Genomic DNA, 26,177 nt, shown 5'->3' on the forward strand with positions numbered 1-26,177 from the left:
CAAAGGAGACCTGTTTCGACGAGGGGAAGGACTTCGGAACATCCGGATGACAAAGTTGCGTAGACTGCAAACTTACAGACCGAGCGATATAACAGCAAGGGTCCGGCATCTCTTCCCGCTCGCGCTGGTGGTTCCCCACGCGCGTCGGAGGAGGTCTCGCCTAGGCTGGCGCGCGTGACACGCGACGCCCGACTCCGCCGACTGCCCGTCGTCGCCGCCGCGCTCGCCGCGGTGCTGCTCGCGGGCTGCACCTCCACGAACACTCCGGCGCCCGTCGCCGAGTCGACCGCCCCGTCGGCGTCGCCCTCCGCAGAGGCCGCGCCCGCGCCCGTCGCCGAGGCGGTGACGCCCGCCGCGGGCTCCGTCTCGGGCGGAGACACCATCACGATCACCGGAGCCGGGCTCACGGATGTCACCGCGGTCTCCATCGGCGGCATCGCCGCGACCGACGTCGTGGCCGTGAGCGACGCCGAGGTCACCGCGAAGGTGCCGCGGGCCGCCGAGTACCAGCCCTCCGCCGCGACGGTCGAGGTGTGGGCGGGGGAGGAGCTGGTGTCATCCGCGGCCCCGCTCGGCTACGAGTGGCAGGTGCTCACCCCGGTCGACCGGCAGCTGAGCTACGCGTTCAAGCACTGGGCGCGTGAGAACTACAACCTCGCCGAGTTCGGCACCATGAACCCGATCGGCGGCGACTGCGTCAACTTCGTCAGCCAGACCCTCCTGCAGCGCGGCTGGGAGATGACGGATGACTGGTACAACCGCAACGCGGGCGCCGACTGGACCGGGGCGTGGATCCACGTGCCCACGTTCGACAACTGGCTGCGCGCGAACCAGGAGCGCCTCGGCGTCACCGAGCTCTCGCTCGAGCAGCGCGACCAGGTGAAGGTCGGTGACATCGTGATGTTCGACTGGAACCTCAACGACTCGCTCGACCACACGCAGATCGTCTCCGACGTCATCCACAACGCCGACGGCACCGTGTCGATCAAGATGATCGGCCACAACCTCGACACCAACTGGCGCGACCTCGACGAGACCATCACGGTCGACCACCCGGGCGGGTACGCGTTCTTCTGGAGCGTGCCGTAACGGCTGCCCGTACCCAACGAAGGAGAATCCGCCCTCTTCGGTCCGAACTGGACCAGGAGCGGCGGATTCTCCTTCGTTACGGCACGCGCGGGTCTCGATATGCCGCTCGCGGCGGCTACTCGACCGCGGAGGGAGCGAGTCGCGCATCACCGGGTCGAGTAGGCGGCGAAGCCGCCCCATCGAGACCCTCGCACCCTCCCCGCAACCCCCGGCCCCGCGGCATCCGCCTGTACCCCGGTTTGCTACGTTGAAGAGCGAACCACCACATCCGTGCAGCCTCGAAGGAGAGACGCATGTCAGACAGGTCCGGCACGCCACGAGCAGAGCTGACCGAGGATCCCGACCTCCCACCGACCGCCGTCCCAGACGACGTGCGCGAGGCCGAGGAACGCCGCTGGCCCCCGACCAAGATCGCCGTATGGGCAGCCATCGCCCTGCTCGGCGGGGTCGCCTGGTCGGTGCTCGCGCTGTCGCGCGGCGAGACGATCAACGCGATCTGGTTCGTCTTCGCGGCGGTCTGCACCTACCTCATCGCGTACCGCTTCTACTCCAAGCTCATCGAGCGCAAGCTCGTGAAGCCGGATGACCGGCGCGCCACCCCCGCCGAGTACAAGGCCGACGGCAAGGACTTCGCCGTCACCGACCGCCGCGTGCTCTACGGGCACCACTTCGCGGCGATCGCCGGCGCCGGACCGCTCGTCGGCCCCGTGCTCGCCGCACAGATGGGCTATCTGCCCGGCACGATCTGGATCGTCGTCGGCGTCGTGCTCGCCGGCGCCGTGCAGGACTACCTGGTGCTGTTCTTCTCGATGCGCCGCGGGGGACGCTCGCTCGGCCAGATGGCGCGCGACGAGCTCGGCGTGGTGGGCGGCTGGGCCGCCGTCATCGCGACGCTCACGATCATGGTGATCATCGTCGCGATCCTCGCGCTCGTCGTCGTCAACGCCCTCGCCGAGAGTCCGTGGGGCGTCTTCTCCGTCGCGATGACCATCCCGATCGCGCTGTTCATGGGCGTGTACCTGCGCTTCCTCCGACCCGGCAAGGTCACCGAGGTCTCGGTGATCGGCTTCGTGCTGCTGATCCTCGCGATCATCGGCGGCGGCGTCGTCGCCGAGACCGAGTGGGGCGTCGCCCTGTTCACGATCGACCGGGTGCCGCTCGCGATCGGCGTCATCGTCTACGGCTTCATCGCTGCCGTGCTGCCGGTGTGGCTGCTGCTCGCGCCGCGCGACTACCTCTCCACGTTCATGAAGATCGGCACGATCGTCATGCTCGCCGTGGCGATAGTCATCGTGCGCCCCGAGATCGCCGGACCCGCCGTCACCCAGTTCGCCGTCGAGGGCACCGGACCCGTCGTCGCGGGCACGCTGTTCCCGTTCCTCTTCGTCACGATCGCGTGCGGCGCCCTCTCCGGGTTCCACGCGCTGATCTCCTCCGGCACGACGCCGAAGCTCGTCGAGAAGGAGCGCCAGACCCGCTTCATCGGCTACGGCGGCATGCTCATGGAGTCGTTCGTCGCGATCATGGCGCTCGTCGCCGCCCTGTCGATCGATCGCGGCATCTACTACGCGATGAACGCCTCCGCGGCGGTGACCGGCGGCACCATCGAGGGGGCCGCGGCCTTCGTCAACGGGCTCGGTCTCACCGGCGTGAACCTCACGCCCGAACAGCTCGCGCAGACCGCCGAGAACGTCGGCGAGGAGTCGATCGTCTCGCGCACCGGCGGTGCCCCCGCCCTCGCGGTCGGCCTCGCGCAGATCATGCAGGGTCTCGTCGGCGGTCCCGGCATGATGTCGTTCTGGTACCACTTCGCGATCATGTTCGAGGCGCTGTTCATCCTCACCGCCGTGGATGCCGGCACGCGCGTCGCCCGCTTCATGCTGCAGGACTCGGTGAGCAACTTCGTGCCCCGCTTCCGCGACACCTCGTGGCGCACCGGTTCCTACATCGCGACCGCGATCATGGTCGGCGCCTGGGGCGCGGTGCTCGTGATGGGCGTCACCGATCCGCTCGGCGGCATCAACACGCTGTTCCCGCTGTTCGGCATCGCGAACCAGTTGCTCGCGGCGATCGCGCTCGCCGTCTGCCTCGCGATCGCGGCCAAGCGCGGCCTGTTCAGCTGGCTGTGGATCATCGCGCTGCCGCTCGCGTTCGCGGCGGTCATCACGATCTACGCGTCGTTCCTGAAGATCTTTTCGCCGGTACCCGCGGTCGGGTACTTCGCCCAGCACGCGGCGTTCCGCGACGCGCTCGCGGCCGGCGAGACGAGCTTCGGCACCGCGGCATCCGTCGAGGCGATGCAGGCGGTCGTGCGCAACACGATGATCCAGGGCATCCTGTCGATCCTGTTCGTCAGCCTGGCGATCATCGTGATCGTGACGGCGGTGATCAGCGTCATCCGCTCGTACCGCCGCGGCAGCGACGAGAGCAGCGAGGACGCGTTCGTGCCCTCCCGGCGCTACGCCCCGGCGGGGCTCGTGCCGACGAAGGCGGAGCGCGAGCTCGAGCAGCAGTGGGCCGACGTCCCGGATGACTCGCGTGTCAGGAGCGGGCACTGATGACCGTGCTCGAGGGGCTCGCGCGGGGTGCCCGCGGCGTCGCGTGGTTCGTGAAGGGGGTGATGGGCGAGGACGCGTACGACAAGTACCTCGCCCACCACACCGCCACGCATCCGGGAGTGCCGCCGATGACGGCGAAACAGTTCTGGCGTGACCGCACCGACCGGCAGGACGCGAACCCGGGCGCGCGCTGCTGCTGAGCGGGGCGCAACGGAGGAGAATCCGCCCTTTCCGGTCCGAATCGGACCAGGAGGGGCGGATTCTCCTCTGTTAGGGCACAGCCCGGATGAGGTGCCTCAGCCGCCGAGCGCCGCGTCGACGATGGCCTTCGCCTCCGACTGCACCTGCTTGAGGTGGTCGGCGCCGTGGAATGACTCCGCGTAGATCTTGTAGACGTCCTCGGTGCCGCTCGGGCGGGCCGCGAACCACGACTTCTCCGTGCGCACGACCACGCCGCCGATCGCGGCGCCGTTGCCGGGCGCCTCGCTGAGCTTCTCGGTGATCGGGTCGCCCGCCAGCTCGGTCGCCGTGATCGCGTCGCCGTTCAGCTTGCCGAGCGCCGCCTTCTGCGCCTTGCTGGCCGCGGCGTCGACGCGCTCGTAGACGGGGGCGCCGAACTCCTCGGTCAGCTCCGCGTACAGCTCCGACGGGCTCTTGCCGGTGACCGCGCGGACCTCCGAGGCGAGCAGGGCGAGCAGGATGCCGTCCTTGTCGGTCGACCACGGGGTGCCGTCCATGCGCAGGAAGCTCGCGCCGGCGCTCTCCTCGCCACCGAACGCGACGCTGCCGTCGAGCAGCCCGGGCACGAACCACTTGAAGCCGACGGGCACCTCGAGCAGGCGCCGGCCGAGCGACTTCGCGACGAGGTCGATCATCGTGCTCGACACCACGGTCTTGCCGATCGCGGCGTCCTTCGCCCAGCCGTCGCGGTGCGTGTAGAGGTACCGGATCGCGACCGCGAGGTAGTGGTTGGGGTTCATCAGCCCGGCGTCCGGGGTCACGATGCCGTGCCGGTCAGCGTCGGCGTCGTTGCCCGTGAGGATGTCGTACTGCCCGGCGCGCGCGACGACCGACGCCATCGCGGAGGGGCTCGACGGGTCCATGCGGATCTTGCCGTCCCAGTCGAGGGTCATGAAGGCCCAGCGCGGGTCGACCTCGGGGTTCACGACGGTGAGGTCGAGGCCGTAGTGCTCGGCGATGAGCTTCCAGTAGTTGACGCTCGCGCCGCCCAGCGGGTCGGCGCCGATGCGGATGCCGGAGTTCTTGATGGCGTCGATGTCGATGATCGACCCGAGGTCACGCACGTACTCCCCGCGGAAGTCGTACGTGTCGACCGCGCTCGCCTCCTGCTGCTTCACGTCACGGTTGCCGTCGGCGAGCAGCTCGTTGGCGCGCGCGGCGATCCACTTCGTGGCATCCGTGTCGGCCGGACCGCCGTGCGGCGGGTTGTACTTGAAGCCGCCGTCGCGGGGCGGGTTGTGGCTCGGGGTGATGATGATGCCGTCGGCCTGGCGGCCGCCCTTGCCGCGGTTGTGCTTGAGGATGGCGTGGCTGAGCGCCGGCGTCGGCACCCAGTCGTCGTATGCGTCGGTCAGGGCGTGCACGCCGTTGGCCTCGAGCACCTCGAGCGCGGTTGTCTCGGCGGGGCGGCTGAGGGCGTGCGTGTCCTTGCCGATGAACAGGGGGCCGGTGATGCCCTGCGCGGCCCGGTACTCGACGATCGCCTGCGTCGTCGCGGCGATGTGCGCCTCGTTGAACGCAGTGTCGAGGCTCGACCCGCGGTGACCGCTCGTGCCGAAGACGACCTGCTGCTCGGGGATGCTGACATCCGGGGTGCGGTCGTAATACGCCTTGACGAGCTCCTGGACGTCGATGAGGTCCTGCGGTTCGGCCGGCTTCCCTGCGCGATCAGTCATAGGCCCATATTGGCATCGCGGTCCCTGCAAGCGACCAGGAATGTTCCAGCCTCACGGTATTGCGGCGGCCGGCGAGGCTCCGCACGACGACGAGCGGCGCCCCGGATGCCGCAGCGCGGAGGCATCCGGAGCCCGACGGGTGCGTCGGTAGGCTGCACCTCATGCGAACGGACGCCGCCGACACCTACTCCTACCTGGGTCCCGCGGGCACGTTCACCGAGGCCGCTCTGCGTCAGGTGCCGGAGGCCGCGGGCAAGACGTGGCGCAGCGTCAACAACGTCGGCGAGGCGCTCGACGACGTGGTCACGGGCCGGAGCATCGCCGCGATGATCGCGATCGAGAACAGCGTGGAGGGCGGGGTGAGCGCCACCCAGGACGCCCTCGCGACCATCCCGGGCCTACGCATCGTCGGCGAGTACCTCGTGCGCGTGAACTTCGTCCTCGTCGCCCGCAAGGGCACGACGCTCGAGCAGGTGAAGGTCGTCAACGCGCATCCGGTCGCCTACGGCCAGTGCCTCGAGTGGCTCGACAAGCACCTGCCCGCCCACGGCCACCTGCCCGCCGCGTCGAACGTGACCGCGGCCGCGTCGCTGCTGACGAGCGAGGTCGCGGATGCCGCGCTCGCCCCGCCGAACATCACCGAGCACTATGACCTCGACGTGCTCGCCACCGGCGTCGAGAACAACCCGAACGCGGTGACCCGCTTCGTGCTCGTGTCGAAGACGCGGGAGCTGCCCGCCCGCACGGGCGCCGACAAGACGAGCGTGATCGCCGAGCTTCCGGATGACACGGCGGGCCGCCTGCTCGAGATGCTCGAGCAGTTCGCGACCCGAGGCATCAACCTCAGCCTCATCCAGTCGCGGCCGATCGGCGACGCTCTCGGGCGGTACCGGTTCGTGCTCGACCTCGACGGGCACGTGCACGACGAGCGGGTCGCCGACGCGCTGCTCGGGCTCAAGCGGTTCAGCCCGAACGTGGTCTTCCTCGGGTCCTACCCCCGTGCCGACAAGCAGCGCGTCGAGGTGGTCACGCAGTACGACAACGACGCGTTCGTCGAGGCCCGCGACTGGCTGCGCGGCCTGCTGAGCGGCGAGCCCGCGTCACCGGCGGGCGAGTAAGAAACCTCCGGCGGTCAGTAGGTAACCTCCGGCGACCGAGTGGGCAGACTCCGCGCGGGCGAGTAGGCAACCTCCGGCGGTCGAGTAACGCCGCAGGCGCGTATCGAGACCCTCGCACTCCGCCGGGGACGCCCGGTGGTGACCCTTCAGTCCCGAACACGCACTCGATCGCGAAAACGGCATGCGATCAACAGCGCCCGCGGCGATCGAGTGCATGTTCACGCACGCCAACGAGCGAACCCGCACGGAGCCCGCCACCAAGCCACGCCCCCGCTGCTGAGCCACGAACCCGCCTTCAGGAGACGGCGGGTTTGCCTCTCCATGGCGGGTTCACGCAGGCGGCGGTCTCACGAGTGCGAGTCGCACCGGTTGCCGCGCAAGCCCGGCACCAAGCCACGAACACGCCGCCAAGCCGCAACCCGCCTTCAACCGACGACCCCGCCACCAACCCACGACCCCGCCACCAACAAGCGGCGGGGTTGCAACCTCATGGCGGGTTCGCGTGCAGGGCAGCGCCGCACCTCACACCGAGTCGGCGGGCACCTTCACCTTGAGCGCGCCCGGGTCGACCACGGCACGCAGCGCGCGCACGTGTCCGAACGCGTCGCCGTCGAGCTCGAACTCCTGGGCTCGCTCCAGCCGCAGGGTGATCGACTTGCCCTTCATGTAGCGGAGGGTGCGCACCTCCTTGCGGTCGCCCATGATCTTGCGGCCGACCTCGGTGCGTCGGAGGATCCCGTTCTCCCAGATGACCTTGGTCCAGATCTGCAGCCAGCCCATGAGGCCCTCGGGGCGCAGGGCGACCACGTCGAAGATGCCGTCGTCTACCGCGGCATCCGGCAGCAGCAGCACGTTCGCGGGCAGGAGCCCGCAGTTGCCGATGAGGATCGTGTGCGCCTGCAGCACGCGCGGCGCGGAGTTGTCGACCTTCACGCGCATGCGCAGACGGTTCTTGTCGCGTAGGGCCTTCACGATGGCGTCGACGTAGGCGATCCAGCCGACCTTCGCCTTGAGGTCGTCGTTGGTGTTGGCGAGCATCTTGGCGTCGAGCCCGAGGCCCGCCATGACGAGGAAGGCGTGCTCGCTGCGCGAGCCGTCCTCGCGCTCGGCGGTGGCGACGCCGAGGTCGATCGCGCGGTCGACGCCCTCGAACGCGGTCGCGACGGACTCGTCGAGCCGGTCGAGGGTGAGCTTGAGGTTGCGGGCGAGCAGGTTGCCCGTGCCGCTCGGCAGCAGCCCGATGGGCACATTCGAGCCGCGCAGCGCTTCGGCGACCGCACGCACGGTGCCGTCACCGCCGGCGGCCATGACGACCGCCGCGCCCTCCTCGATGGCTTGCTTGGTCTGCCCGCCACCGGGGTCCTCGACGCTCGTCTCGTAGAAGCGCGACTCACCCCAGCCGGCGGCGCGGGCGTGCTCGTCGACCGAGGCTTTGAGTGCCTCGAAGTCGACCTTGACGGGGTTGTACACGACGGCAGCGTGCCGCGTGCTCTGGCTTTCGGCGGAGGATGCGGCCATAGCCTCACGTTACCGGGGGTCTGGCAGACTGAACGCTGTGATCGACCCCCAGCTTCTGCGTGAGAATCCCGACACCATCCGCAGATCGCAGGAGGCCCGCGGCGCCTCCGTCGAACTCGTCGACAGGGCGCTCGAGGCGGATGCCGCCCGCCGCACCACCCTCGCGACGTTCGAGTCGCTGCGCGCTGAGCAGAACGCGTTCGGCAAGACCGTGGCATCCGCGCCCAAGGAGCAGAAGAAGGAGCTCGTCGCGCAGGCGCAGCAGCTCGCCGCGAAGGTGAAGCAGGCGCAGGCCGATGCGAACGCCGCCGAGGAGGAGTTCGGCCGCACCGTCGGCGCGCTCGCGAACCCGATCATCGACGGCGTCCCCGCCGGCGGCGAGGAGGACTTCGTGACACTGCGCGAGGTCGGCGAGGTGCCGAGCTTTGACTTCGAACCCCGCGACCACGCCGATCTCGGCGAGCTGCTCGGTGCGATCGACATCCCGCGCGGCACCAAGGTCAGCGGCAGCCGCTTTTACTTCCTGCGCGGCGTCGGCGCGCGCCTCGAGCTCGCGCTCATGAACCTCGCGCTCGACCGGGCGATGCAGCAGGGCTTCACGCCGCTCATCACGCCGACGCTCGTGCGCCCCGAGGTGATGCAGGGCACCGGGTTCCTCGGCGAGCACGCGGATGAGATCTACTACCTGCCCGCCGACGACCTCTACCTCACGGGCACGAGCGAGGTCGCGCTCGCCGGGTACCACTCGGGCGAGATCATCGACGTCGAGGCCGGCCCCATCCGGTACGCCGGGTGGTCGACCTGCTACCGGCGCGAGGCCGGGGCCGCGGGCAAGGACAACCGCGGCATCCTGCGCGTGCACCAGTTCAACAAGCTCGAGATGTTCAGCTACACCCGGCCCGACCGCGCCGAGGAGGAGCACGAGGCGCTGCTGTCGTACCAGGAGGGCATGCTGCGCGACCTCGGGCTCGCCTTCCGGGTGATCGACGTCGCCGCGGGCGACCTCGGGCAGAGCGCCGCCCGCAAGTTCGACATCGAGGCCTGGGTGCCGACGCAGGGCACCTACCGCGAGCTGACCAGCACCTCGAACTGCACGACGTTCCAGGCCCGCCGCCTCGACACCCGCTACCGCACCGAGTCGGGCAAGACCGCCCCGGTCGCGACCCTCAACGGCACGCTGGCCACGACCCGATGGATCGTCGCGATCCTCGAGACGCACCAGCAGGCGGATGGCTCGGTGCTCGTGCCCGAGGGGCTGCAGCCCTACCTCGGCGGACTCGATCGGTTCGTGCCCGTCGCATGAGCGATCGCTGGCTGATCGCGCTCGACATCGACGGGACGGTGCTCACCGAGGACGGTGAGATCACCGATGCCGTGCTCGCCGAGGTCGCCCGCGTGCGCGACGCCGGCCACGAGGTCATGCTCGCCACCGGACGCAGCGTCGCCATGACGCTGCCCGTGCTCGAGCGGCTGGGCCTCACGAGCGAGTTCGTGGTGACGGCGAACGGCGCCATCACGCTCAAGCGCGATGCGGATGCCCCGGCGGGCTACCGCCGCGAGAACGTCGAGACCTTCGACCCGACCGACGCCCTGCAGAAGATCGCGCGCTGGCTCGAGTCGGCGCACTTCGCCGTCGAGGACGAGAACGGCTTCTACCGCTACACCGGCGAGTTCCCGGAGGGGTCGCTCGGCGCCGCGGGGGAGCGCGTCGAGTTCGAGGAGCTTTTCGGCCACCGCGCCACCCGTCTCGTGGTCATCGCGCCCGAGACGGAGGAGGACGAGTTCATCGACACCGTCGAGCGGATGGGGCTGCACAAGGTGGCCTACAACATCGGCTGGACCAACTGGCTCGACATCGCCCCGCACGGCGTCACCAAGGCGTTCGCGCTCGAGCGGGTGCGCGAGGCGCTCGAGATCCCGCGCTCGCAGGTCGTCGCGATCGGCGACGGCCGCAACGACATCGAGATGCTGCAGTGGGCCGCGGCCGAGGGCGGACGCGGTGTCGCCATGGGATCGGCCCCGCCCGAGGTCGTCGAGGCCGGCAACGAGCAGACCGGCTCGGAGTACGAGGACGGCGTCGCGCAGGTGCTCGCGACGCTCTAGCCCCCCGCCGGCGTCTGGCGGCGTCGTGCCGGTGTCGCGGATGACGCTTCGAGGCGCGCCGCATTGCGTCATCCGGAACGGCGCGCGCGGGGGAGAGCCCCGGCTAAACTCGCCCCTCGGAGGGCTGTCCGAGCGGCCGATGGAGCTGGTCTTGAAAACCAGTGGGCAGAAATGTCTCGTGGGTTCGAATCCCACGCCCTCCGCCACTCACGGCGAGCGCGTGTTCCCGTCGCCCGGGACGGGCGGCGGCGCTGGCGTCGCGGCGAAGGCCAGAGATGGCCTTCGCTTTGTGCTCCAGCGCGCTGGGTTCGAATCCCACGCCCTCCGCTCTGTGCTCCAGCGCGCTGGGTTCGAATTCCATGCCTTCCGCGAGTGAGGCCGGCGGGCTGTGTTCGATCGGGCGCCCTGGCCCCTGGTCGACCGATCGGTCAGAACCTGACTATTCTTCAGCGGTGGCCCTCTTCTCCGCCGACACCATCAACGAATGGCTCGATGACTTCCGCGAGCTCGGACACCGGATCCCGATGGGCATCCGCACCCTCGAGCGCGACCTCGATGCGCGCGACCTCGACGCCGGGCTCGTGCTGATCGAATTCCAGTTCACCTCAGCCGAGGCGTACCTCGAGCGCCCGAGCCACGAGCGGCCGCAGTGGTGCCTCCACATCGGCGCCCGTGACGAGGAACTGCGGATGTTCACCGCCGACGTCTTCAACCTGACGGACGAACTGCAGACCGTTGCGCGCCTCTCCGCCTACCTCGAGGCCCGCACCGCGGAAGCGCTCGCCCGCAGCTGATTCGCTGCTCCGCCAATGCCGTGAATCGGCCTGGCTGTCAAGCCCTTTCCGGGGCGATTCCCGCTCCTCTAGGCCGAAGCTTTATGGTTCTGCCGTGCCGAACCTCGCCCGCCGACTGTTCCTCGCCAGGACGGCCAACGATCTGAGCCATGATCAGCTCGCCGTGCTCACCGGCGGCGCGATCACGGCGGAGCGACTGGCCGCGGTCGAGGGCGACCCGACGTCGGACGTCGAGGTCGCGCAACTGGTGCGGCTGGCCGAAGCCCTCGACGTGCGACCGCACGACCTCTCGCCCGTGCTGGAGAAGTTCTACCTCGAGTGAGCCGACGGCTTTCAGCGCGATTCCGAGTCGAGCACCCCGGTGACGCGGCGCAGGAACCGCGCGACGACGGCGGCCTCTTCCGGGTCGAGCTCGTTCGCGACCTCCGCGATGCGGCGCGAGAGCTCGTCGCCGAGGTCCAGCGGGCGACCCGTGGGATGGATAGTGATCGCGCGGCGGTCGGTCGGGTGAGGGCGACGCATCACGAGGCCCGCCTCCGTGAGCCGGTCGAGCAGGATCGTCGTCGACGCGGTGGAGATCTCGAGGCTGCGGGCGAGCTCCTTCGCGGTGAGCGGGCGGCCGTCGTCGTGCGCTTCGGCGATCAGCCGGAACGCGCGACGGTCGATCTCACGCGGCCCGCTCGAGGCCTGCCGCCGACGACGCAATTGCGCGTCGGCGAGCCGCAGTTCCTCGACCGCCGACGCCGCGTCGGCGTTCAGGGTCGACCCGCGGTCATGGTCGGTCATCCTCGCTCGGTACTCCACCACTCCTGACCGGCGACGCCGGCCCTCACCCCCACCTGTGTGATCTTTCGTCTCTTCCACGCTACGTACCGCGGGTCGAAATCGAGGATCTTTCAGTGGATGCCCAGCGGTGGCCAGCCGACGGGTGGAAGTGTCGAAGCATGAGACGTGCCATCACCGCCCTCGGACTCGCCCTCGTCGTCACCTCGACGCTCAGCGGATGCGTGCTCGTCTGGTGGGGCTGACGCTCCGCTGATCCTCCGCGCACCGGTCGGTCGGGCGCGCGCGTCAGGAGGTCATCGCGTACCATTCCGCGAGAGCTTCTGGCGCGCCGCACCCGCGTGCCAACGACCGGAAGGGACTGCGTGAGCGACGAGCTTCGACGACGCCGCGACCGAGGGCCCCGTATCAAGGGCATCGCGCGGCACGGTCGGCTCCCTCGCCGCGGTCCCGTCGGCTCCCTCTTCCGCTTCGTCGCCGCCGCGACAGCCGTTCTGCTGGTCAGTATCGTCTCGGTCGGCTCGATCGCCCTGTGGCAGCTGCAGAGCGGCATCCAGGTCATCGCCCTTCCTGGTCAGGAGCCGGGTGAGGAGTTCAACGTCGCCGACTACGAGGGCGGCTTCAACGTGCTGCTCGTGGGGTCGGACATCCGGGAGGGCCAGAGCGGCAGCTACGGCAAGTCGGAGGGCTCGAACCTCAACGACGTCAACATCCTCGTCCACGTCTCCGGCGACCACACGCGCGCGACCGCGGTCAGCATCCCGCGCGACCTGCTCGTCTCCATCCCGGCGTGCCCGAAGGAGGACGGCTCGGGCAACTACCCGGCAATGACGTCGCAGCAGATCAACTCGTCGCTGCAGTACGGCGGCATGCCCTGCACCGTGCTCACCGTTCAGGCGCTGACCGGGCTCGAGATCCAGTTCGCCGGCCTCATCACCTTCGACGGCGTCATCGCGATGTCGAACGCGATCGGCGGCGTCGACGTCTGCATCACGGAGGACCTCAGCGACAAGCACACGGAGCTCTACCTGAGCGCGGGAACCCACTCCCTGCAGGGTGCCGACGCGTTGAAGTTCCTGCGCACCCGCTACGGAGTCGGCGACGGCGGCGACCAGAGCCGGATCAGTTCGCAGCAGGTGTTCCTGTCGTCGATGATGCGCAAGATCATGGCGGGCGGCGTGCTGAGCAACCCCGCCGAGCTCTACAAGCTGGCCTACGCCGCGACCCAGAACATGAGCCTCACGACGTCGAGTGCCGACACCCTCGTCTCGCTGGCGTACGCGCTCAAGGACATCCCGCTCGAGAACATCCAGTTCGTGCAGTACCCGGCGGGAGCGAGCGCGGCGGATGCCAACCGGCTCGTGCCGAACGACGAGGCCGCCGACCAGCTGATGCAGTACCTGATCGACGACGTGCCGTTCGGCATCACGGCGGGGGAGACGGGCAACGGCTCGACGGCCGACCCGAACGCCCCGGCGACCGAGCAGCCGACCGAGACCGGGACCGAGTCCGCGGCGCCCGAAGCGACCCCGTCGGCCGAGCCGTCGAGCGACCCGTCCGCGTCGGCGGCGCCGTCCGAGCCCGCGGTCATCGACGGCCTGAAGGGCCAGACGGCGGCGGACTACACCTGCACCGTTCCGAACTAGTCGGGCGCACGGAGCGCCGGTCGGGGCGGGGCCCAGGCTGGAAAAAGGAGGTGCCCGGAAGGCCACATCCTTCCGGGCACCATCACCGGGGAGCCGGGGAGGTCTTCGCTCCGGTGATACTCGGCTCACCGCGGGGGAATGCGTGAGCCGAGAGTCTCTAGGCGGAAACGGCTGCGTGCCGTCCGCGGCGTCGGGGCTGCTCGCCGGCGACAGCCGGAGGGCTCGCAACCGCGCCCGCCACCGAAGCGGTCTGGGGGACCCGCTCCGTTCGAAGCGCTCGCAGGAAGACTCGGAAGTCAGAGCGTTCGTCGGATCGGTGGCGAGGGCGCGATTGCGTCGACATGGGCAGCCTTGTCTCGGGTTGGGTTCTGCACCGGTTCGGGTGAAGCGCGAGGTTTCGGGTTCCTCTTGCCTCCCGGCACATGAATGAATTTATACGTCGGCATTTCGGAGGACAAGCGTTGTACCCTTCCCCACTTCGGGGGGTGGCGCGTTTCCGCTGAGGTGGGGATCAAGCCGATCGAGTATCGGAGTTCCGCGGAATCACTGGGAAGCGGCGGTAGGAGGTGATCTCCTGCAGGGCCTCGGAATCGCGCCGGAAATTTCGTTGATGCCCCGAAGTGAGGACACGACGTGTACCCCGAGGAGGACCAGGGGGACACGTCGGGTCCCCCATCACGGGTTGCCGTGCTGACGGAAAGCGGCGCGAGGTGCCGCTATGATGGCTGCGGACCGAGGAGACGTCGCATAGTCCGGTCGAGTGCACCACCCTGCTAAGGTGGAGTACCCTTTATTGGGTACCGTGGGTTCAAATCCCACCGTCTCCGCTCTGAAAGCCCGCCCCTCGAGGCGGGCTTTTTCTTTGTGCGAGGGCCGCCGATAGCTGAAGGATTTCTGCACACTCCCTGCGTTCGGCAAGTCATTCTTCAGCCCTGGTCAATAGCGTCGAAGTCCATCCTCAGGAAGGACCTGCAATGACCACCCCGTTCCCGACCGGTGCCACGCCCGACCGGGGCCCCCGCCGCACCGTCCGCAGTTTCGACAACTACCTCGACGCGCAGGCCGCGGTCGACTACCTCAGCGACAACGGCTTCCCGGTCGAGTCGACCTCGATCATCGGGCACGACGTCAAGATCGTCGAGGACGTCTCCGGCCGGCTCACCGTCGGACGCGCTGCCGCCCTCGGCGCCGCGAGCGGCGCCTGGTTCGGTCTGCTCATCGGTCTGCTGTTCGGCTTCTTCAGCCCGGGCATCGCGTTCTTCGGCGTGCTGCTCGTCGCGGTCGGCCTCGGCGCCCTGTGGGGCGCCCTGTTCGGCGCGATCGGCCATTGGGCCACGCGCGGTCGCCGCGACTTCTCGTCCACCCGGCGAATCGAGGCGAGCCGCTACGACGTCGTGGTCGATGAGGCGCAGGCCAACCGGGCCGAACAGGCGCTCGCCGGCATGGTGTCGCCGACCCGCTGACCATCATCGGAACGACGGATGCCCCGGAGCGCGAGCCCCGGGGCATCCGTGTTACTGCACCGTCTGCACCGTTGAAGCCGCTCCACAGGAGCCGCTGAGAAACTTCAGCCCTTCCCTTCCGCCCTTGCCACTCTCAAGAAACGAGCGACATGGACACCCCTCTCTGGATCTGGGCCGCGACGATCGCCGCGATCCTCGCCCTGCTGGCCTTCGACTACTTCTTCCACGTCCGTCAGGCGCACACGCCGACGCTCAAGGAGGCGGCGTTCTGGTCGGCGATCTACGTGGGGATCGCGATCCTCTTCGGCTTCGGCGTGCTGCTCTTCGGCGGCGGCACGATGGGCGCCGAGTACTTCGCGGGCTACATCACCGAGAAGGCGCTGTCGGTCGACAACCTGTTCGTGTTCCTCGTCATCATGGCGAGCTTCAAGGTGCCGCGGGCCGACCAGCAGAAGGTGCTGCTCTTCGGCATCACGTTCGCGCTCATCGCCCGCACGGTGTTCATCCTCATCGGCGCCGCCGCGATCAACGCCGCGGCCTGGGTGTTCTACATCTTCGGCGCGATCCTGATCTTCACGGCGATCAACCTCGTGCGTCCCGGCCACAACGACAAGGACGAGGCCGACAACATCATCATCCGACTCGCCCGCCGGTTCCTGCACACCTCGCAGCACTACGACGGCGACAAGCTGTTCACGGTCGAGAACGGCAAGCGCGTGCTCACGCCGATGCTGCTGGTCATGGTCGCGATCGGCGGCACGGACATCCTGTTCGCCCTCGACTCGGTGCCCGCGATCTTCGGCCTCACGACGAACACGTACCTCGTGTTCACGGCGACCGCGTTCTCGCTGCTCGGCCTCCGGCAGCTCTACTTCCTCATCGACGGTCTGCTCGACCGCCTCATCTACCTCGCCTACGGCCTCGCGGCGATCCTCGCGTTCATCGGCGTGAAGCTGTTCCTGCACGCGCTGCACGAGAACAACCTGCCGTTCATCAACGGCGGCGAGCACGTCGAGGTGTACGAGATCCCGACCAACCTCTCCCTGCTCGTCATCGTCGGCATTCTGACCGTCACGGTCGTGCTGTCGCTGCTCAGCCCCAAGGGACGCGCGATCAACGACATCCGCAACGCTCACCGCATGGCCGAGCACTACCTCGACGCCGACTACGAGAGCGACCCGCAGCTGCGCGAGGAGAACTACAACAAGCTCCTCCGCGCCGAGAAGAACATCAAGGCGCTGCCCGCGCAGTACAAGAAGCTGATCGACGAGGAGAGGGGCGTGTTCGAGTCGATCGACGCGGCGCACGCCCAGCACGACAAGGCGACCCGCTAGTCGAGCGGATGCCCCGGGGCCGCGTGCCTCGGGGCATTCTGCTGCTGGGGAGGCCTTTCAGAGCGCGGTGAGTCGCCTCGTGCGCTGTGTCGCTAGCTGGCGAGCCGGCGCACCCCGCCCGTCGGGCCGAGGAGGCCGACGAGCTTCTCGAAGTCGGCGAGCGGGGCCGTGGGGTGCTCCGGGTGCCACTGCACCGAGGTGATCGGCGCGCTCTCGTGCTCGACCGCCTCGACGATGCCGTCCGGCGCGACGGCCGCGACGCGCAGGCCCTGGCCGAGGCGGTCGACCGCCTGGTGGTGGCTCGAGCGCACGTCGATGCCGTCGTCGAGCACGGATGCCAGTGCGCCCGAGATCTGCACGCCGTGCGCCTCCATCTCGTGCGGGCTGAGCTCGGCGAGCCGGTGCTTCACCTCGGACGAGATGTGCTGGATCAGGGTGCCGCCGAGGGCGACGTTGACGACCTGATGCCCGCGGCAGATGCCGAGGAGCGGGGTGCCACGCTCCGCCGCGCGCTGCACGAGCGCGATCTGCGCGGCATCCGCCTCCTCGACGTGCACGCCGCCGCCGGGGTAGTCCTTCTCGCCGCCGTAGAAGTGCGGGGCGATGTCCTCGCCGCCCATCAGGATGATGGCGTCCGCGCCGTCGGCCCGGCGCAGCAGAGTGTCGGTGCCGAGCGTGCCGGCGGCGAGGCGGCTGACGTCCCACCCGAGGTCCGTCACGCGTTCGATCAGCGAGGTGTTGAGCACCTCGACGAGGCGCTGGTAGCGCTCGCGTCCGGGGCGGCTCTCCAGCACGTCGACGACAGCGAGAGTTGGCATGCCGACGAGGTTAGGTCAGCCGTGTTGCATCCGTGTGACATGTGACTTTTTGCTTCATCCCACTGCCCGAGGCCCTGCTTGCACTTCCTGCATGTTGGGAGAAACTCACAAGTTCACGTACAGCCGCCGCATAAACTCCGGAACGTGGAGTTCTTCACCAGCCCCGACCTCTGGATCGCCTTCGCGACGCTGCTCGTGCTCGAGATCGTGCTCGGCGTCGACAACGTCATCTTCATCTCGATCCTCGCCAACAAGCTCCCCGAGAACCAGCGTCGGCGTGCGCGCACGACCGGTCTGCTGCTCGCGCTCGTGCTGCGGATCATCCTGCTGTTCTTCGCGGCGTGGATCATCGGCCTCACCGAGCCGATCTTCTCGATCGGCGACAACGAGGCCCTCGCGATCAGCGGCCGCGACATCATCCTGATCCTCGGCGGCGGCTTCCTCATCTACAAGGCGACCAAGGAGATCCACGAGCGCCTCGAGGGGTCGGAGCACCATGCCGGCACCGGCAAGGCGGCGACCTTCGGCGGCGTGATCGTGCAGATCCTGCTGCTCGACGTGGTCTTCTCGCTCGACTCGGTCATCACCGCGGTCGGCATGGTCGACCAGCTCTACATCATGATCGCGGCGGTCGTGCTCGCGATCGGGCTCATGCTCTTCACCGCCGAGGCGATCGCGAACTTCGTCAACCGCCACCCCACGGTGAAGATGCTCGCTCTCGCGTTCCTGGTGCTCATCGGCGCCTCGCTCGTGGCGGAGGGCTTCGACTTCCACATCGAGAAGCCGTTCATCTACGGACCGATCGCGTTCGCCGTGATCGTCGAGCTGCTGAACCTCGCGTACAAGCGCCGCCAGGAGAAGAAGCGCCACGAGCACGTCGAGCCGGTGCACCTGCGCGAGGGCTACCGCCTGCACGAGCCCGAGGCGGCCGACAAGAAGTAAGCGCTGCGGGTCGTCCGGCGGTGGATTCGTCGCCGCCGAGCGAACCCGGGCCGTCGGGCGAGGGGTTCGCCCAGCGGCATCCGCTTGACTGCCGGTCATGTTCAGCATCGAGCTGCTTCCCGATCCCGAGCTCGAGCAGGCCGTCCGCGAGCAGTGGGCCGCCCTCGCCGAGGCCGACCTGCCGTCGCTCGCACGTCACACGTCGCCCACGAACCGCCCGCACGTGACGACGATCGTGCGTCGAGCGCTGCCGCAGCCGCTGTCGCTGACGGATGTCGCGGAGCTGCTGCCCCTGCCCGTGCAGCTCGGCGGCCTCGTGCTCTTCCGGCACGGCGACCGGGTGGTCGTCGCCCGCCAGGTGGTGCCGTCGGCGGCTCTGCTCGTTCTGCAGCGCGCCGTGCGCGAGGCGGTGGGACCGGGCGACCCCGACCTGCGCAACACGGAGCCCGACGCATGGACGCCGCACATGACGCTCGCGAAGCGGATGACCGCCGCGCAACTGGCCTCGGCACTGGCCGTGCTCGACCTGCGGCCGCTCTCCGGCACGTTCGAGGGGTTGCGCATCTGGGACGGTGAGGCCAAGCAGGTGACGACGGTGCGCTGAGCACCCTCCGGCTCCTGCTATAGTTTTCTGGTTGCCTTTTCGAGGCGGCAGGCGCCCGTAGCTCAACGGATAGAGCATCTGACTACGGATCAGAAGGTTGGGGGTTCGAGTCCCTCCGGGCGCACAGCGCGAGAAAGCCCCTCCCACACGGGAGGGGCTTTCTGCATCTCCGCCCTCGCGCCTGGTGCGGCGTTCCATACTGAGCAGAGGATGACTCGAGAGCTCAGCACCCCCGCGGAGCGGCAGCGGGCGAGAACGACCGGCGCGGACTTCCGCCGCCGGATCTCCGAGCTGCGGGCGATCGCGTCCTGGAGCGACATCCGCGCTCGCGTCGAGCCTCACGCGGTGCAGATCACGCGGCTGACGGTCGCGTCCGTCGTCGCCTACGTGGTCGCCGACGCGTTCTTCCCCGGCATCCTCGATCTCACGGCGCCGCTCACCGCTCTGCTGGTGGTGCAGGCGTCGACGGTCGGCACCCTGCTCATGGGGCTCGTGCGGGTCGGTGCCGTGCTGACGGGTGTGCTCGTCGCCGTCGCGGTGTCGGCGTCGCTCGGCCTCACCTGGTGGACGCTCGCCACCGTGATCGCGCTGTCGCTCACGCTCGCGAAAGTGTTCCGGCTGGGCGACCAGTGGCTCGAGGCGCCGATCAGCGCGATGCTCATCCTCGCCGTCTCCTCGCCCGACGTCGCCGCCGAGGTACGGGTGAGCAACACGCTCATCGGCACGGTGGTCGGCATCGTGTTCAGCCTGATCGTGCCGGTCGCGATCCCCAACCTGAGGGCGAGCGACGCCGTGCGCCGGGTGGCCCGCTCGCAGGCGGCGCTGATGTCGGAGATCGCGATGACGCTCGGCGACCGCCCGCCGCACGTCGAGGAGGTGGCGGCCTGGTCGGACTGGACGCGTCACATCTCTGAGGAGCTCGGCGAGGCGTCGCTCGCCGTCGAGTCGGTGCGCGAGAGCCGGCGCTTCAACCCGCGCGCCCTCCGCGTGGCGCTCGTGCACCCCGGTCTGCGGCGGTCGCTCGACCGGCTGGAGGCGTGCCTCGCGGCGGAGCGGGCCTTCCTCGTGGCGATCGGGCAGGACGCGTCGACGCAGCCCGACGAGGCATCCGGCAGCGCGGAGGCGGAGCTGCGGCGGGCCGTCGCGGTGGTGCTGGACGACGTCTCGACCGCGCTGCGCGAGTTCGGCGACGTCATCGACGCTGAGTACGGGCGCTCCGGACGCCGCGACGGCGACGCGGTGGAGCGGATGGTCGAGACGGTCAGCGAGACGCGCGCCGTGCTGACCGAGCTCATGCTGCTCGACGTGCCGCCCGCGGAGGGCGGACGGTGGGTCGTGCGCGGCACCGTCCTCGCCGCGATCGATCACATCGTGACGCAGCTCGATCTCGAGCGGTGACTAGTGGTCGCCGGCCCGCTCACCGAAGACACCGGCGGTGAGCGTGCGGTGGCAGTCGCGCACGACCTTTTCGAGCACCGTGAGGTCGACGGCCGCGAGGTCCTTCAGATAGAGGCATCCGACGCCGGTCGTGTGCGGCCCGAGCCGGGCGAGGTCGTCGGCGTGCGCGTCGACGCCGTCGTTGAGGTAGACGGTCGTCGCGGCCTTCCGCGGCGCGAAGGCCGCCGCGTGCGAGTCGCCCTCGCGGCCGCTCGCGTAGCGGTAGTGGTACTGCCCGAAACCGACGATCGTGCCCTTGAGCACCGGCTCCTCGCCCGTCGCGCGCCGCATCAGTTCGACGAGAGTCTCGGCGTCGCGCCGCCGCTTCGGCGACGGGATCGCGGCGATGTACTGCTCGACGTCGGACATGCTCCGGATGCTACTGAGCGCGGGCGACGTCGCGGCAGCCCCTCGGCTCGATCCACCCCCGCCGAACCTGCGAGTATTGGCGTATGAGCAACTACGTCGAGGGCATCGTCGCGATCGTCATCTTCTTCGGATCGTGGATCTTCCTCCCCCTGGCGATCGCGGCCTCGTTCCCGATGAACGCGGTGTTCTTCGGCCTCGGCGTGCTCGTCGCGTCGCTCGGCCTCATGATCCCGCTGTACTTCCTGCGCGAGTGGGAGAACCGTCGCCGCAAGCCGAAGACGATGGAGTAGGCGCCGCTCAGGTCCCCTGAGGGCGCGGGCGGTTCGATGCGGAGCTCCGCGGCCACTCGACCGCCGGGGCTGAACGCCTACTCGTCGCGGAGCTTGGCCCCGTAGACCGCCGCCTGCGTGCGGCGCTCCATGCCGAGCTTCGCGAGCAGGCCCGACACGTAGTTCTTGACCGTCTTCTCGGCGAGCTCCAGCTGGTCGCCGATCTGCCGGTTCGTCAGCCCGTCGGCGATGAGTCCGAGCACCTGCCGCTCGCGCGGGGTGAGGTCGAGCTGTGCGTAGACCTCCGGCGTCTCGGCGTGGTCCTGGATCTTCTTCACCGACGACGGGTCGATCAGCGTGCGCCCGGCCGCGACCGCGCGGATGCTGTCGAGCAGCCCCTGCCCGCGGATGTTCTTCAGCACGTAGCCGGATGCCCCGGCGAGCACCGCCGCGTAGGTGGCCCGGTCGTCGTCGTACGCCGTGAGGATCAGGCACTTCACCTCGGGGTGGGTGGAGCGGATGTCGCGGCACACGTCGATGCCGCTCCCGTCGGGCAGCTGCACGTCGAGCACGGCGACGTCGGGCGTCGTGGCCGAGATGCGGCTGAGCGCCTGCTTTGCGGTGCCTGCCTCGCCGATCACCTCGAGGTCCGCCTCGGCATCGATGAGGTCCGCGAGCCCGCGGCGCACGATCTCGTGGTCGTCGACCAGGAACACGGTCGTCATGAAGCCTCCCCTGGGAGTGCGACCTCCCACATAAGCAGTGTGCCTCCCTCGGCCCGCCTGCGGTACTCCAGGCGGCCGCCCCAGTGCTCGGCGCGGGCCCGCATGTTGAGCGAACCGCTCGAGCGCTCGATGTCGCCGATGCCGATCCCGTCGTCGGCGACCTGCACGGTCAGCCGCCCGTCGCGCACGGCGACGTTGACGTCGGTCGTGGTGGCCTGGGCGTGGCGGGACACGTTCATGAGCGCCTCGCGCGTGACCGCGACGACGTCGTCGCCGAGTTCGGGGACGACGGCCAGGTCCACCGCTCCGGAGAAGCTCAACCGCGGAACGCTCGGGAAGAGCGCCGCGAGCTCACCGACGAGGTCGATCAGCCGCAGCCGCAGCGGACGTAGTCGCTCGCCCTGCTCGACCGTGAGCGCGAAGATCGCGGTGCGCACCTCGGCGATGGCCTCGTCGAGCGAGGCCACCTGCGCGTCGAGCACGGCGCGCGTCGCGTCATCCGGAATCGCCCCGCCGATCCGCTGCAGCGTGAGCCCGGAGGCGAAGAGGCGCTGGATGACGCTGTCGTGCAGCTCGCGGGCGATCCGGCTGCGCTCCTCGAGCAGGTCGTAGCGCTGCTTCTCCTCCCGCGCCTGCGCGAGCCGCACGGCCACCGCGGCCTGCGCCGCGAAGTCGCCGACGAGTTCGAGGTCGAACGGCTTGAACGCCGTGCGCCGTCCGACGCCGAGCAGCACCGGCGTGGCGCCCCCGACCTGCATCGGCACGACGATGCTCGGCCCAAGAGTCGAGGGCATCTCGTCGACCCCGGCGTAGGAGTCGACGAGCACCGGCTGGCCGCTCGCGAGCACCCGCTCGGTCACGCTGCCGCTGAGCGGCACGATACGACCCTCGAACTCGGCCGCGCGCGGGCCGCGCGCCCGTTCGAGCAGCAGACGATCGCCGGCGACCGGCCGGATGAGCGTCGCGACGTCGGCATCGGTTAGCTCGGCCGCGCGGTCGAGTAACAGAGTCAGCGCGTCGCCCTCGTCGGCGAGCAGGGCGGCGGTGAGTTCTGCGAGGGCCGACGACCAGCGTTGACGCTGCGCCGTCTCCTCGAAGAGCCGGGAGTTCTCGATGGCGACGCCGGCGGCGGCCGACAGGGCCGTCAGCAGCTCCTGGTCGTCGGCCGTGAAACCGCCCCGCGGGTGCTCGGCGGCGAAGAGGCTTCCGAAGATCTCACCCCTGACCCGGATCGGCACGGAGAGGATGCTCCGGATCAGCGGCCGCCCGGTGACCTCGTCGAGCGGGCCGATGGAGAGACCGCGGAGGCGGACCGGCTCGGGATCGCCGAGGCGGAGCCCGGGGATCCCCTCGCCGAGGGGCGCCCGGACGCTCTCGACGACGCCCTCCGGGATGCCGGTGTCGAGGAAGCGCTCGAGGCGCCCGTCGGGTGCGATCACGCCGATCGCGGCGAAGCGCGCACCGACGACGGTCCTCGCCGATTCGAGCACGCGCTCGAGCACGACGGTGTGGTCGAGCTCCTCGACGACCGCGCGGCTCACCGAGAGCAGGGTGCGCAGCCTGCTCGGAATCGGATCGAGAGTGCTCATCGTCCTGCCTGGCCTCGAACGGCTACCGTGCCGCCCCCAGATCAGGGGCGCGTGGGACCTTGGACCCTACGAGGGACCCGCGGTAGCCCCACATTATGGCTCCGTGTCCGGTACCACCTACTACGTCGCGCTCGATGGATCCCGCCCCAGCAGCGCGGCGCTGGACTGGACGCTGGCGCGGGCCGAGGCCGAGCACGCCCCCGTGGTGCTCGTGCACGTCGTCGAACACCGCACGGACCGGCACGTCGAGCGTGGAGAAGCGCTCCTTGCCGGAGCGCTCGACGCGGCCCGCGCCGGCCATCCCTCCCTCGTTCTCGGCACGTCACTGCTGCTCGGCAGTGTGACGCGCTCGCTCGCGGGTCTCGGCGGGCCCGACGACGTCCTCGTCATGGGCACGAACAAGACCGGTTGGCTGCGCGGCCGCGTCGTCGGGGCCCGCAGCGTGCTCGTGGCGTCGCTGTCCCGGGCATCCGTCGCCGTCATCCCCGAACTCGATCTGAAGCGCCGCGACGCCGTCGTCGTCGGTGTCAAGCACAGCGACGCCGCCGCCCCGGCGCTCGCTCTCGCCGCGCGCGAGGCCCGTCATCTCGGCACCGGGCTCCTGGCCCTCCACGCCGCCCCTCTCGAACCGGGCGGTCCCGAGACGCCCGGTTCGGAGGGACGCGGCGACGTGCTCGCCGAAGCACTCGCGCTCGCGGCGCTCGATCCCGGCCTCGTCGTCGAGACGCAGGTCGTGCACCGGGCCCCCGTCGACGCTCTGCTCGGCGCCGCCCGTCAGGCCTCGCTACTGGTACTCGGCACGTCTCGGGACGCCTCGCATCTCGACTCCGTCGCCGGACCCGTGGCGCACGACGTGCTCATGAACATCAACGCACCCGTGCTCATCGCCCGGAGCTCGGCCCGGGAGAAGGCCGGCGCCGTCGCCGTCTAGGCTCGAGTCGATGGATGCCACCGCCGTCGCGCCCGACCTGAGCCCGCTGACCCGAGGCATCCGCCCCCGACTCGTCGCGATCGACGTCGACCACACCCTCATCCGCGAGGACCGCACGCTCTCCGCGGTCACGATTGCCTCCGTCGCGCGCGCCCGCGAGGCGGGCGTCGAGGTCGTGCTCGCGTCGTCGCGACCGCCTCGGGGCATGCGCGCGTTCCTCGGCGAACTGTCGCTGTTCGCGCCGGTGCGCTTCGTCGCCTGTCAGGGCGCCCACGTGGCGAGCTACGACGAGGACGGCGACCTGGAGACGCACCTGCGGGTGCCGATGGAGAAGCGCGCCGCGCTCGCCGCGGTCGGTCACGCCCGCGCCGCGGGCGCGAGCATCTGCTGGTACGCCGGCGAGCGGTGGATCATCGAGGCGACCGACGCCCGCATCGAGCGGGAGGCGCGCAACGCGCGCTTCGACCCCGAGCTCGGCCGGTTCGAAGACCAGGAGCCGCCGGAGAAGCTGCTGCTCATCAGCCCCGGCCTCGACGAGACCCTCGCGCTCGCCGACGCACTGCGCGAGCACGTCGACGCCGAGATCTCGAACCCGCGCTACCTCGAGGTGACCGCGCCCGACGTGAGCAAGGCGACCGGGGTCGCGTGGATCGCCGAGGCGCTCGGCGTTGAGGCGTCCGAGGTCGTGGGAATGGGCGACGGCCGCAACGACCTCGGCCTCTTCGCCTGGGCGGGGCTCTCGGTCGCGCCGGCGAACGCGCACCCCGACGTGCTCGCGGCGGCCGACGTGATCACGCACCGCAACGACGACGACGGGATCGCCGCCGCGCTCGACGCCCTCGTCGCGCTGCCGCAGGGCTGACCCCGGCTAGAGCCCCAGGCGCGCCTCGACGAGCCCGACGAGCCCGTCGGGGGAGAGGATGCCCGCGAGCGTCTGCTCCGCCGCGGCGCGCTCGCCGACGGTGCGCTCCTCGTCGGCGATGATGCGCGCGGTGCCGAGCACGTCCTCGACCGCACGGATCGCGCCGAAGGCGAGCAGCAGCTCGTCGTCGAACTCGATGTCGCGGCCGTAGCCTTCGAGGAACGCGGCCTTGTCGGCTTCGCCGATCGGCCAGGTGGGCAGCACCCCGAGCAGCACGAGCACGAGGTCGGCCTCCCGCGGCGCCTGCACGCACTCGTCCCAGTCGACCAGCCAGACCTCGCCCTCGGGGCTCAGCAACACGTTGCCGAGGTGCGGGTCGCCGTGACAGGTGACGTGTGGCGCGCCGGACTCGCGGGCGAGGGCCGGCGCCGTGCGCTCGAGCAGCGTCAGGCAGCGCGCCGCGACGCCGGCGTCGAGCGTCGCGACCGCCGAGGCGAGGTCCTCGTCCGAGCGGCGGATGCTGCGCCGTCCGGTCGCCGCCCAGCCGTCGAAGGGGGTGTCGTGCACGAGTCGCAGCAGTCGCCCGAGCCCCTGCCATCCACCCGCTCCGAACGGAGCGACGACCGCCTCCTCGCCGTGCACCCATGGCACCGCCGCGAGCAGCCCGCCGCCGCGCTCGCTCCAGCGCCGTCCGTCCGTCGCCGCCAGCGGCCGGGGCACCCGCAGACCCGAGTGAGCGAGGGTCGCGGCGAGTTCGAGCCCTGGCCGGATGTCGCGGCGCGACCACTTGACTGCGAGGTCGGGCACCGCGGGGTCGAGCGACGTCGCGCGCCAGGTCAGCGCCGCGGCATCCGCCCCGCCCTCGGCGACGGTGAGGGGTGCCGCCTCGACGCCGAAGTCGCGCGCGAGCCAGAGCCGCACGTCGTCGGCGTCGGGGTGGGGGAGCATGCGACGACCGTAGTGGTCGCGCGCCGTCTCACCCTGCGACGGCGTACCGCTTCGCGGCGCGCTCGCGCGCCTTCGCCGCCTCGATCTCGCGGGACTTCGGCGGCGCGGTGGTCACGAGGTCCTCGAGCAGGTGCTGGGTGATGTGGGCGATCTCCGCGACGGCGCGGTCGAACGCCTCCTGGTTGGCCTTCGACGGCTTCGTCGTGCCGCTGATCTTGCGCACGTATTGCAGCGCGGCCGCGTGCACCTCGTCGCTCGTCGCCGCGGGCTCGAAGTTGTGGAGCGTGTGGATGTTCCGGCACATGCCGTGGAGGCTACGCCGACCCTCCGCGCACGGGAAGGCCCTCTACACCTGGCCTCC

The 26,177-nt window shown here is 70.0% G+C and carries 26 protein-coding genes and 3 tRNA genes; 20 read left to right on the forward strand and 9 right to left on the reverse strand.

Annotated features, from left to right (window positions below):
• Window positions 1-174 precede the first annotated feature (174 nt).
• From JUB10_RS09130 to JUB10_RS09140, 3 genes are all read left to right on the forward strand, one after another.
• Window positions 175-1,089, forward strand: a complete 915-nt coding sequence (locus JUB10_RS09130) for an amidase domain-containing protein (protein ID WP_207455745.1) — start codon at window positions 175-177, stop codon at window positions 1,087-1,089.
• 293 nt (window positions 1,090-1,382) lie between these two features.
• Entirely contained in the window at window positions 1,383-3,647 is a 2,265-nt protein-coding gene (locus JUB10_RS09135; RefSeq protein WP_207455747.1) for a carbon starvation CstA family protein, read from the forward strand.
• Window positions 3,647-3,847 carry a YbdD/YjiX family protein gene (locus JUB10_RS09140; protein WP_207455749.1) on the forward strand — a complete coding sequence of 67 codons (201 nt, stop codon included), beginning with the start codon at window positions 3,647-3,649 and terminating at the stop codon, window positions 3,845-3,847. The genes JUB10_RS09135 and JUB10_RS09140 overlap by 1 nt, the downstream gene beginning before the upstream one ends.
• Before the next feature lie 96 nt (window positions 3,848-3,943).
• Here JUB10_RS09140 and pgm read toward each other — a convergent pair whose 3' ends face one another.
• On the reverse strand, window positions 3,944-5,563 hold the full coding sequence (pgm, locus tag JUB10_RS09145; protein ID WP_207455751.1) for a phosphoglucomutase (alpha-D-glucose-1,6-bisphosphate-dependent): 1,620 nt from the start codon (window positions 5,561-5,563) through the stop codon (window positions 3,944-3,946).
• A 161-nt stretch (window positions 5,564-5,724) separates the two neighbouring features.
• Here pgm and pheA point away from each other — a divergent pair, with 161 nt between their 5' ends.
• Window positions 5,725-6,681 (forward strand): prephenate dehydratase, encoded by a 957-nt coding sequence (pheA, locus tag JUB10_RS09150; RefSeq protein WP_207455753.1) that lies wholly within the window; start codon window positions 5,725-5,727, stop codon window positions 6,679-6,681.
• 522 nt (window positions 6,682-7,203) lie between these two features.
• On the opposite strand, the gene JUB10_RS09155 is transcribed toward pheA, so the two are convergent.
• Complete coding sequence (locus tag JUB10_RS09155; protein WP_207455767.1) at window positions 7,204-8,199, reverse strand: diacylglycerol/lipid kinase family protein; 996 nt, start codon at window positions 8,197-8,199, stop codon at window positions 7,204-7,206.
• Between the two features lie 37 nt (window positions 8,200-8,236).
• On the opposite strand from JUB10_RS09155, the gene serS reads away from it, so the two are divergent.
• From serS to JUB10_RS09180, 5 genes are all read left to right on the forward strand, one after another.
• Complete coding sequence (gene serS, locus JUB10_RS09160) at window positions 8,237-9,502, forward strand: serine--tRNA ligase (protein ID WP_207455773.1); 1,266 nt, start codon at window positions 8,237-8,239, stop codon at window positions 9,500-9,502.
• Entirely contained in the window at window positions 9,499-10,302 is an 804-nt protein-coding gene (locus tag JUB10_RS09165) for an HAD family hydrolase (protein WP_207455775.1), read from the forward strand. Before serS ends, JUB10_RS09165 begins: the two co-directional genes overlap by 4 nt.
• A gap of 118 nt (window positions 10,303-10,420) precedes the next feature.
• Window positions 10,421-10,508, forward strand: a tRNA-Ser gene (locus JUB10_RS09170).
• A gap of 246 nt (window positions 10,509-10,754) precedes the next feature.
• Entirely contained in the window at window positions 10,755-11,096 is a 342-nt protein-coding gene (locus tag JUB10_RS09175) for a hypothetical protein (protein WP_207455777.1), read from the forward strand.
• Between the two features lie 94 nt (window positions 11,097-11,190).
• A complete protein-coding gene (locus JUB10_RS09180; RefSeq protein ID WP_207455779.1) occupies window positions 11,191-11,418 on the forward strand; it encodes a hypothetical protein in 228 nt (75 codons plus the stop codon).
• Between the two features lie 11 nt (window positions 11,419-11,429).
• Here JUB10_RS09180 and JUB10_RS09185 read toward each other — a convergent pair whose 3' ends face one another.
• Window positions 11,430-11,882 carry a MarR family winged helix-turn-helix transcriptional regulator gene (locus JUB10_RS09185; protein ID WP_207455785.1) on the reverse strand — a complete coding sequence of 151 codons (453 nt, stop codon included), beginning with the start codon at window positions 11,880-11,882 and terminating at the stop codon, window positions 11,430-11,432.
• A gap of 362 nt (window positions 11,883-12,244) precedes the next feature.
• Between JUB10_RS09185 and JUB10_RS09190 the strand changes: the two genes are divergently transcribed.
• The 4 genes from JUB10_RS09190 to JUB10_RS09205 all read left to right on the forward strand — a co-directional run bounded on the left by JUB10_RS09190 (window position 12,245) and on the right by JUB10_RS09205 (window position 16,322).
• The gene (locus JUB10_RS09190) at window positions 12,245-13,525 is read left to right on the forward strand and encodes an LCP family protein (protein ID WP_207455787.1); all 1,281 of its coding nucleotides are present in this window, start codon (window positions 12,245-12,247) and stop codon (window positions 13,523-13,525) included.
• 736 nt (window positions 13,526-14,261) lie between these two features.
• Window positions 14,262-14,352: transfer RNA gene (locus tag JUB10_RS09195), tRNA-Ser, on the forward strand.
• A 147-nt stretch (window positions 14,353-14,499) separates the two neighbouring features.
• Complete coding sequence (locus tag JUB10_RS09200; protein WP_207455789.1) at window positions 14,500-14,988, forward strand: general stress protein; 489 nt, start codon at window positions 14,500-14,502, stop codon at window positions 14,986-14,988.
• A gap of 149 nt (window positions 14,989-15,137) precedes the next feature.
• On the forward strand, window positions 15,138-16,322 hold the full coding sequence (locus tag JUB10_RS09205) for a TerC family protein (RefSeq protein ID WP_207455791.1): 1,185 nt from the start codon (window positions 15,138-15,140) through the stop codon (window positions 16,320-16,322).
• Between the two features lie 92 nt (window positions 16,323-16,414).
• On the opposite strand, the gene JUB10_RS09210 is transcribed toward JUB10_RS09205, so the two are convergent.
• Window positions 16,415-17,140 (reverse strand): gamma-glutamyl-gamma-aminobutyrate hydrolase family protein, encoded by a 726-nt coding sequence (locus JUB10_RS09210; RefSeq protein WP_207455793.1) that lies wholly within the window; start codon window positions 17,138-17,140, stop codon window positions 16,415-16,417.
• Between the two features lie 144 nt (window positions 17,141-17,284).
• On the opposite strand from JUB10_RS09210, the gene JUB10_RS09215 reads away from it, so the two are divergent.
• From JUB10_RS09215 to JUB10_RS09230, 4 genes are all read left to right on the forward strand, one after another.
• Window positions 17,285-18,082 (forward strand): TerC family protein, encoded by a 798-nt coding sequence (locus JUB10_RS09215; protein ID WP_207455794.1) that lies wholly within the window; start codon window positions 17,285-17,287, stop codon window positions 18,080-18,082.
• Between the two features lie 97 nt (window positions 18,083-18,179).
• Window positions 18,180-18,686, forward strand: coding sequence for a 2'-5' RNA ligase family protein (locus tag JUB10_RS09220; RefSeq protein WP_207455796.1), 507 nt, complete (start codon window positions 18,180-18,182; stop codon window positions 18,684-18,686).
• Window positions 18,687-18,737: 51 nt separating this feature from the next.
• Window positions 18,738-18,810, forward strand: a tRNA-Arg gene (locus JUB10_RS09225).
• An 86-nt stretch (window positions 18,811-18,896) separates the two neighbouring features.
• On the forward strand, window positions 18,897-20,084 hold the full coding sequence (locus tag JUB10_RS09230) for an FUSC family protein (RefSeq protein ID WP_207455797.1): 1,188 nt from the start codon (window positions 18,897-18,899) through the stop codon (window positions 20,082-20,084).
• On the opposite strand, the gene JUB10_RS09235 is transcribed toward JUB10_RS09230, so the two are convergent.
• A complete protein-coding gene (locus tag JUB10_RS09235; protein ID WP_207455798.1) occupies window positions 20,085-20,492 on the reverse strand; it encodes a DUF1801 domain-containing protein in 408 nt (135 codons plus the stop codon).
• 83 nt (window positions 20,493-20,575) lie between these two features.
• Between JUB10_RS09235 and JUB10_RS09240 the strand changes: the two genes are divergently transcribed.
• Complete coding sequence (locus tag JUB10_RS09240; RefSeq protein WP_207455800.1) at window positions 20,576-20,782, forward strand: hypothetical protein; 207 nt, start codon at window positions 20,576-20,578, stop codon at window positions 20,780-20,782.
• A 77-nt stretch (window positions 20,783-20,859) separates the two neighbouring features.
• Here the strand turns inward: JUB10_RS09240 and JUB10_RS09245 are convergent, their stop codons facing one another.
• Together JUB10_RS09245 and JUB10_RS09250 are read right to left on the reverse strand one after the other, a co-directional pair.
• Window positions 20,860-21,486, reverse strand: coding sequence for a response regulator (locus JUB10_RS09245; RefSeq protein ID WP_207455802.1), 627 nt, complete (start codon window positions 21,484-21,486; stop codon window positions 20,860-20,862).
• Window positions 21,483-23,075 carry a sensor histidine kinase gene (locus tag JUB10_RS09250; RefSeq protein WP_207455804.1) on the reverse strand — a complete coding sequence of 531 codons (1,593 nt, stop codon included), beginning with the start codon at window positions 23,073-23,075 and terminating at the stop codon, window positions 21,483-21,485. The genes JUB10_RS09245 and JUB10_RS09250 overlap by 4 nt, the downstream gene beginning before the upstream one ends.
• A gap of 103 nt (window positions 23,076-23,178) precedes the next feature.
• On the opposite strand from JUB10_RS09250, the gene JUB10_RS09255 reads away from it, so the two are divergent.
• Together JUB10_RS09255 and JUB10_RS09260 are read left to right on the forward strand one after the other, a co-directional pair.
• Window positions 23,179-24,006: a universal stress protein gene (locus JUB10_RS09255; protein WP_207455806.1), complete on the forward strand. Its 828-nt coding sequence runs from the start codon at window positions 23,179-23,181 to the stop codon at window positions 24,004-24,006.
• Window positions 24,007-24,016: 10 nt separating this feature from the next.
• Window positions 24,017-24,868, forward strand: a complete 852-nt coding sequence (locus tag JUB10_RS09260; protein WP_207455807.1) for an HAD-IIB family hydrolase — start codon at window positions 24,017-24,019, stop codon at window positions 24,866-24,868.
• A gap of 6 nt (window positions 24,869-24,874) precedes the next feature.
• Here JUB10_RS09260 and JUB10_RS09265 read toward each other — a convergent pair whose 3' ends face one another.
• Together JUB10_RS09265 and JUB10_RS09270 are read right to left on the reverse strand one after the other, a co-directional pair.
• Window positions 24,875-25,816: a phosphotransferase enzyme family protein gene (locus JUB10_RS09265; protein ID WP_207455814.1), complete on the reverse strand. Its 942-nt coding sequence runs from the start codon at window positions 25,814-25,816 to the stop codon at window positions 24,875-24,877.
• Between the two features lie 28 nt (window positions 25,817-25,844).
• Window positions 25,845-26,120: a DUF2277 domain-containing protein gene (locus JUB10_RS09270; protein ID WP_207455815.1), complete on the reverse strand. Its 276-nt coding sequence runs from the start codon at window positions 26,118-26,120 to the stop codon at window positions 25,845-25,847.
• Between the last annotated feature and the right edge of the window lie 57 nt (window positions 26,121-26,177).

The organism is Desertivibrio insolitus (assembly GCF_017355965.1).
Taxonomy (GTDB): domain Bacteria; phylum Actinomycetota; class Actinomycetes; order Actinomycetales; family Microbacteriaceae; genus JAFIQW01.

Coding starts and splice junctions, on each gene's coding strand:
- JUB10_RS09135 (WP_207455747.1), top strand. CDS start 1,383: ATGTCAGACAGGTCCGGCACGCCACGAGCAGAGCTGACCGAGGATCCC.
- JUB10_RS09140 (WP_207455749.1), top strand. CDS start 3,647: ATGACCGTGCTCGAGGGGCTCGCGCGGGGTGCCCGCGGCGTCGCGTGG.
- pgm (WP_207455751.1), bottom strand. CDS start 5,563: ATGACTGATCGCGCAGGGAAGCCGGCCGAACCGCAGGACCTCATCGAC.
- pheA (WP_207455753.1), top strand. CDS start 5,725: ATGCGAACGGACGCCGCCGACACCTACTCCTACCTGGGTCCCGCGGGC.
- JUB10_RS09155 (WP_207455767.1), bottom strand. CDS start 8,199: ATGGCCGCATCCTCCGCCGAAAGCCAGAGCACGCGGCACGCTGCCGTC.
- JUB10_RS09165 (WP_207455775.1), top strand. CDS start 9,499: ATGAGCGATCGCTGGCTGATCGCGCTCGACATCGACGGGACGGTGCTC.
- JUB10_RS09185 (WP_207455785.1), bottom strand. CDS start 11,882: ATGACCGACCATGACCGCGGGTCGACCCTGAACGCCGACGCGGCGTCG.
- JUB10_RS09200 (WP_207455789.1), top strand. CDS start 14,500: ATGACCACCCCGTTCCCGACCGGTGCCACGCCCGACCGGGGCCCCCGC.
- JUB10_RS09205 (WP_207455791.1), top strand. CDS start 15,138: ATGGACACCCCTCTCTGGATCTGGGCCGCGACGATCGCCGCGATCCTC.
- JUB10_RS09210 (WP_207455793.1), bottom strand. CDS start 17,140: ATGCCAACTCTCGCTGTCGTCGACGTGCTGGAGAGCCGCCCCGGACGC.
- JUB10_RS09220 (WP_207455796.1), top strand. CDS start 18,180: ATGTTCAGCATCGAGCTGCTTCCCGATCCCGAGCTCGAGCAGGCCGTC.
- JUB10_RS09230 (WP_207455797.1), top strand. CDS start 18,897: ATGACTCGAGAGCTCAGCACCCCCGCGGAGCGGCAGCGGGCGAGAACG.
- JUB10_RS09235 (WP_207455798.1), bottom strand. CDS start 20,492: ATGTCCGACGTCGAGCAGTACATCGCCGCGATCCCGTCGCCGAAGCGG.
- JUB10_RS09240 (WP_207455800.1), top strand. CDS start 20,576: ATGAGCAACTACGTCGAGGGCATCGTCGCGATCGTCATCTTCTTCGGA.
- JUB10_RS09245 (WP_207455802.1), bottom strand. CDS start 21,486: ATGACGACCGTGTTCCTGGTCGACGACCACGAGATCGTGCGCCGCGGG.
- JUB10_RS09250 (WP_207455804.1), bottom strand. CDS start 23,075: ATGAGCACTCTCGATCCGATTCCGAGCAGGCTGCGCACCCTGCTCTCG.
- JUB10_RS09260 (WP_207455807.1), top strand. CDS start 24,017: ATGGATGCCACCGCCGTCGCGCCCGACCTGAGCCCGCTGACCCGAGGC.
- JUB10_RS09265 (WP_207455814.1), bottom strand. CDS start 25,816: ATGCTCCCCCACCCCGACGCCGACGACGTGCGGCTCTGGCTCGCGCGC.
- JUB10_RS09270 (WP_207455815.1), bottom strand. CDS start 26,120: ATGTGCCGGAACATCCACACGCTCCACAACTTCGAGCCCGCGGCGACG.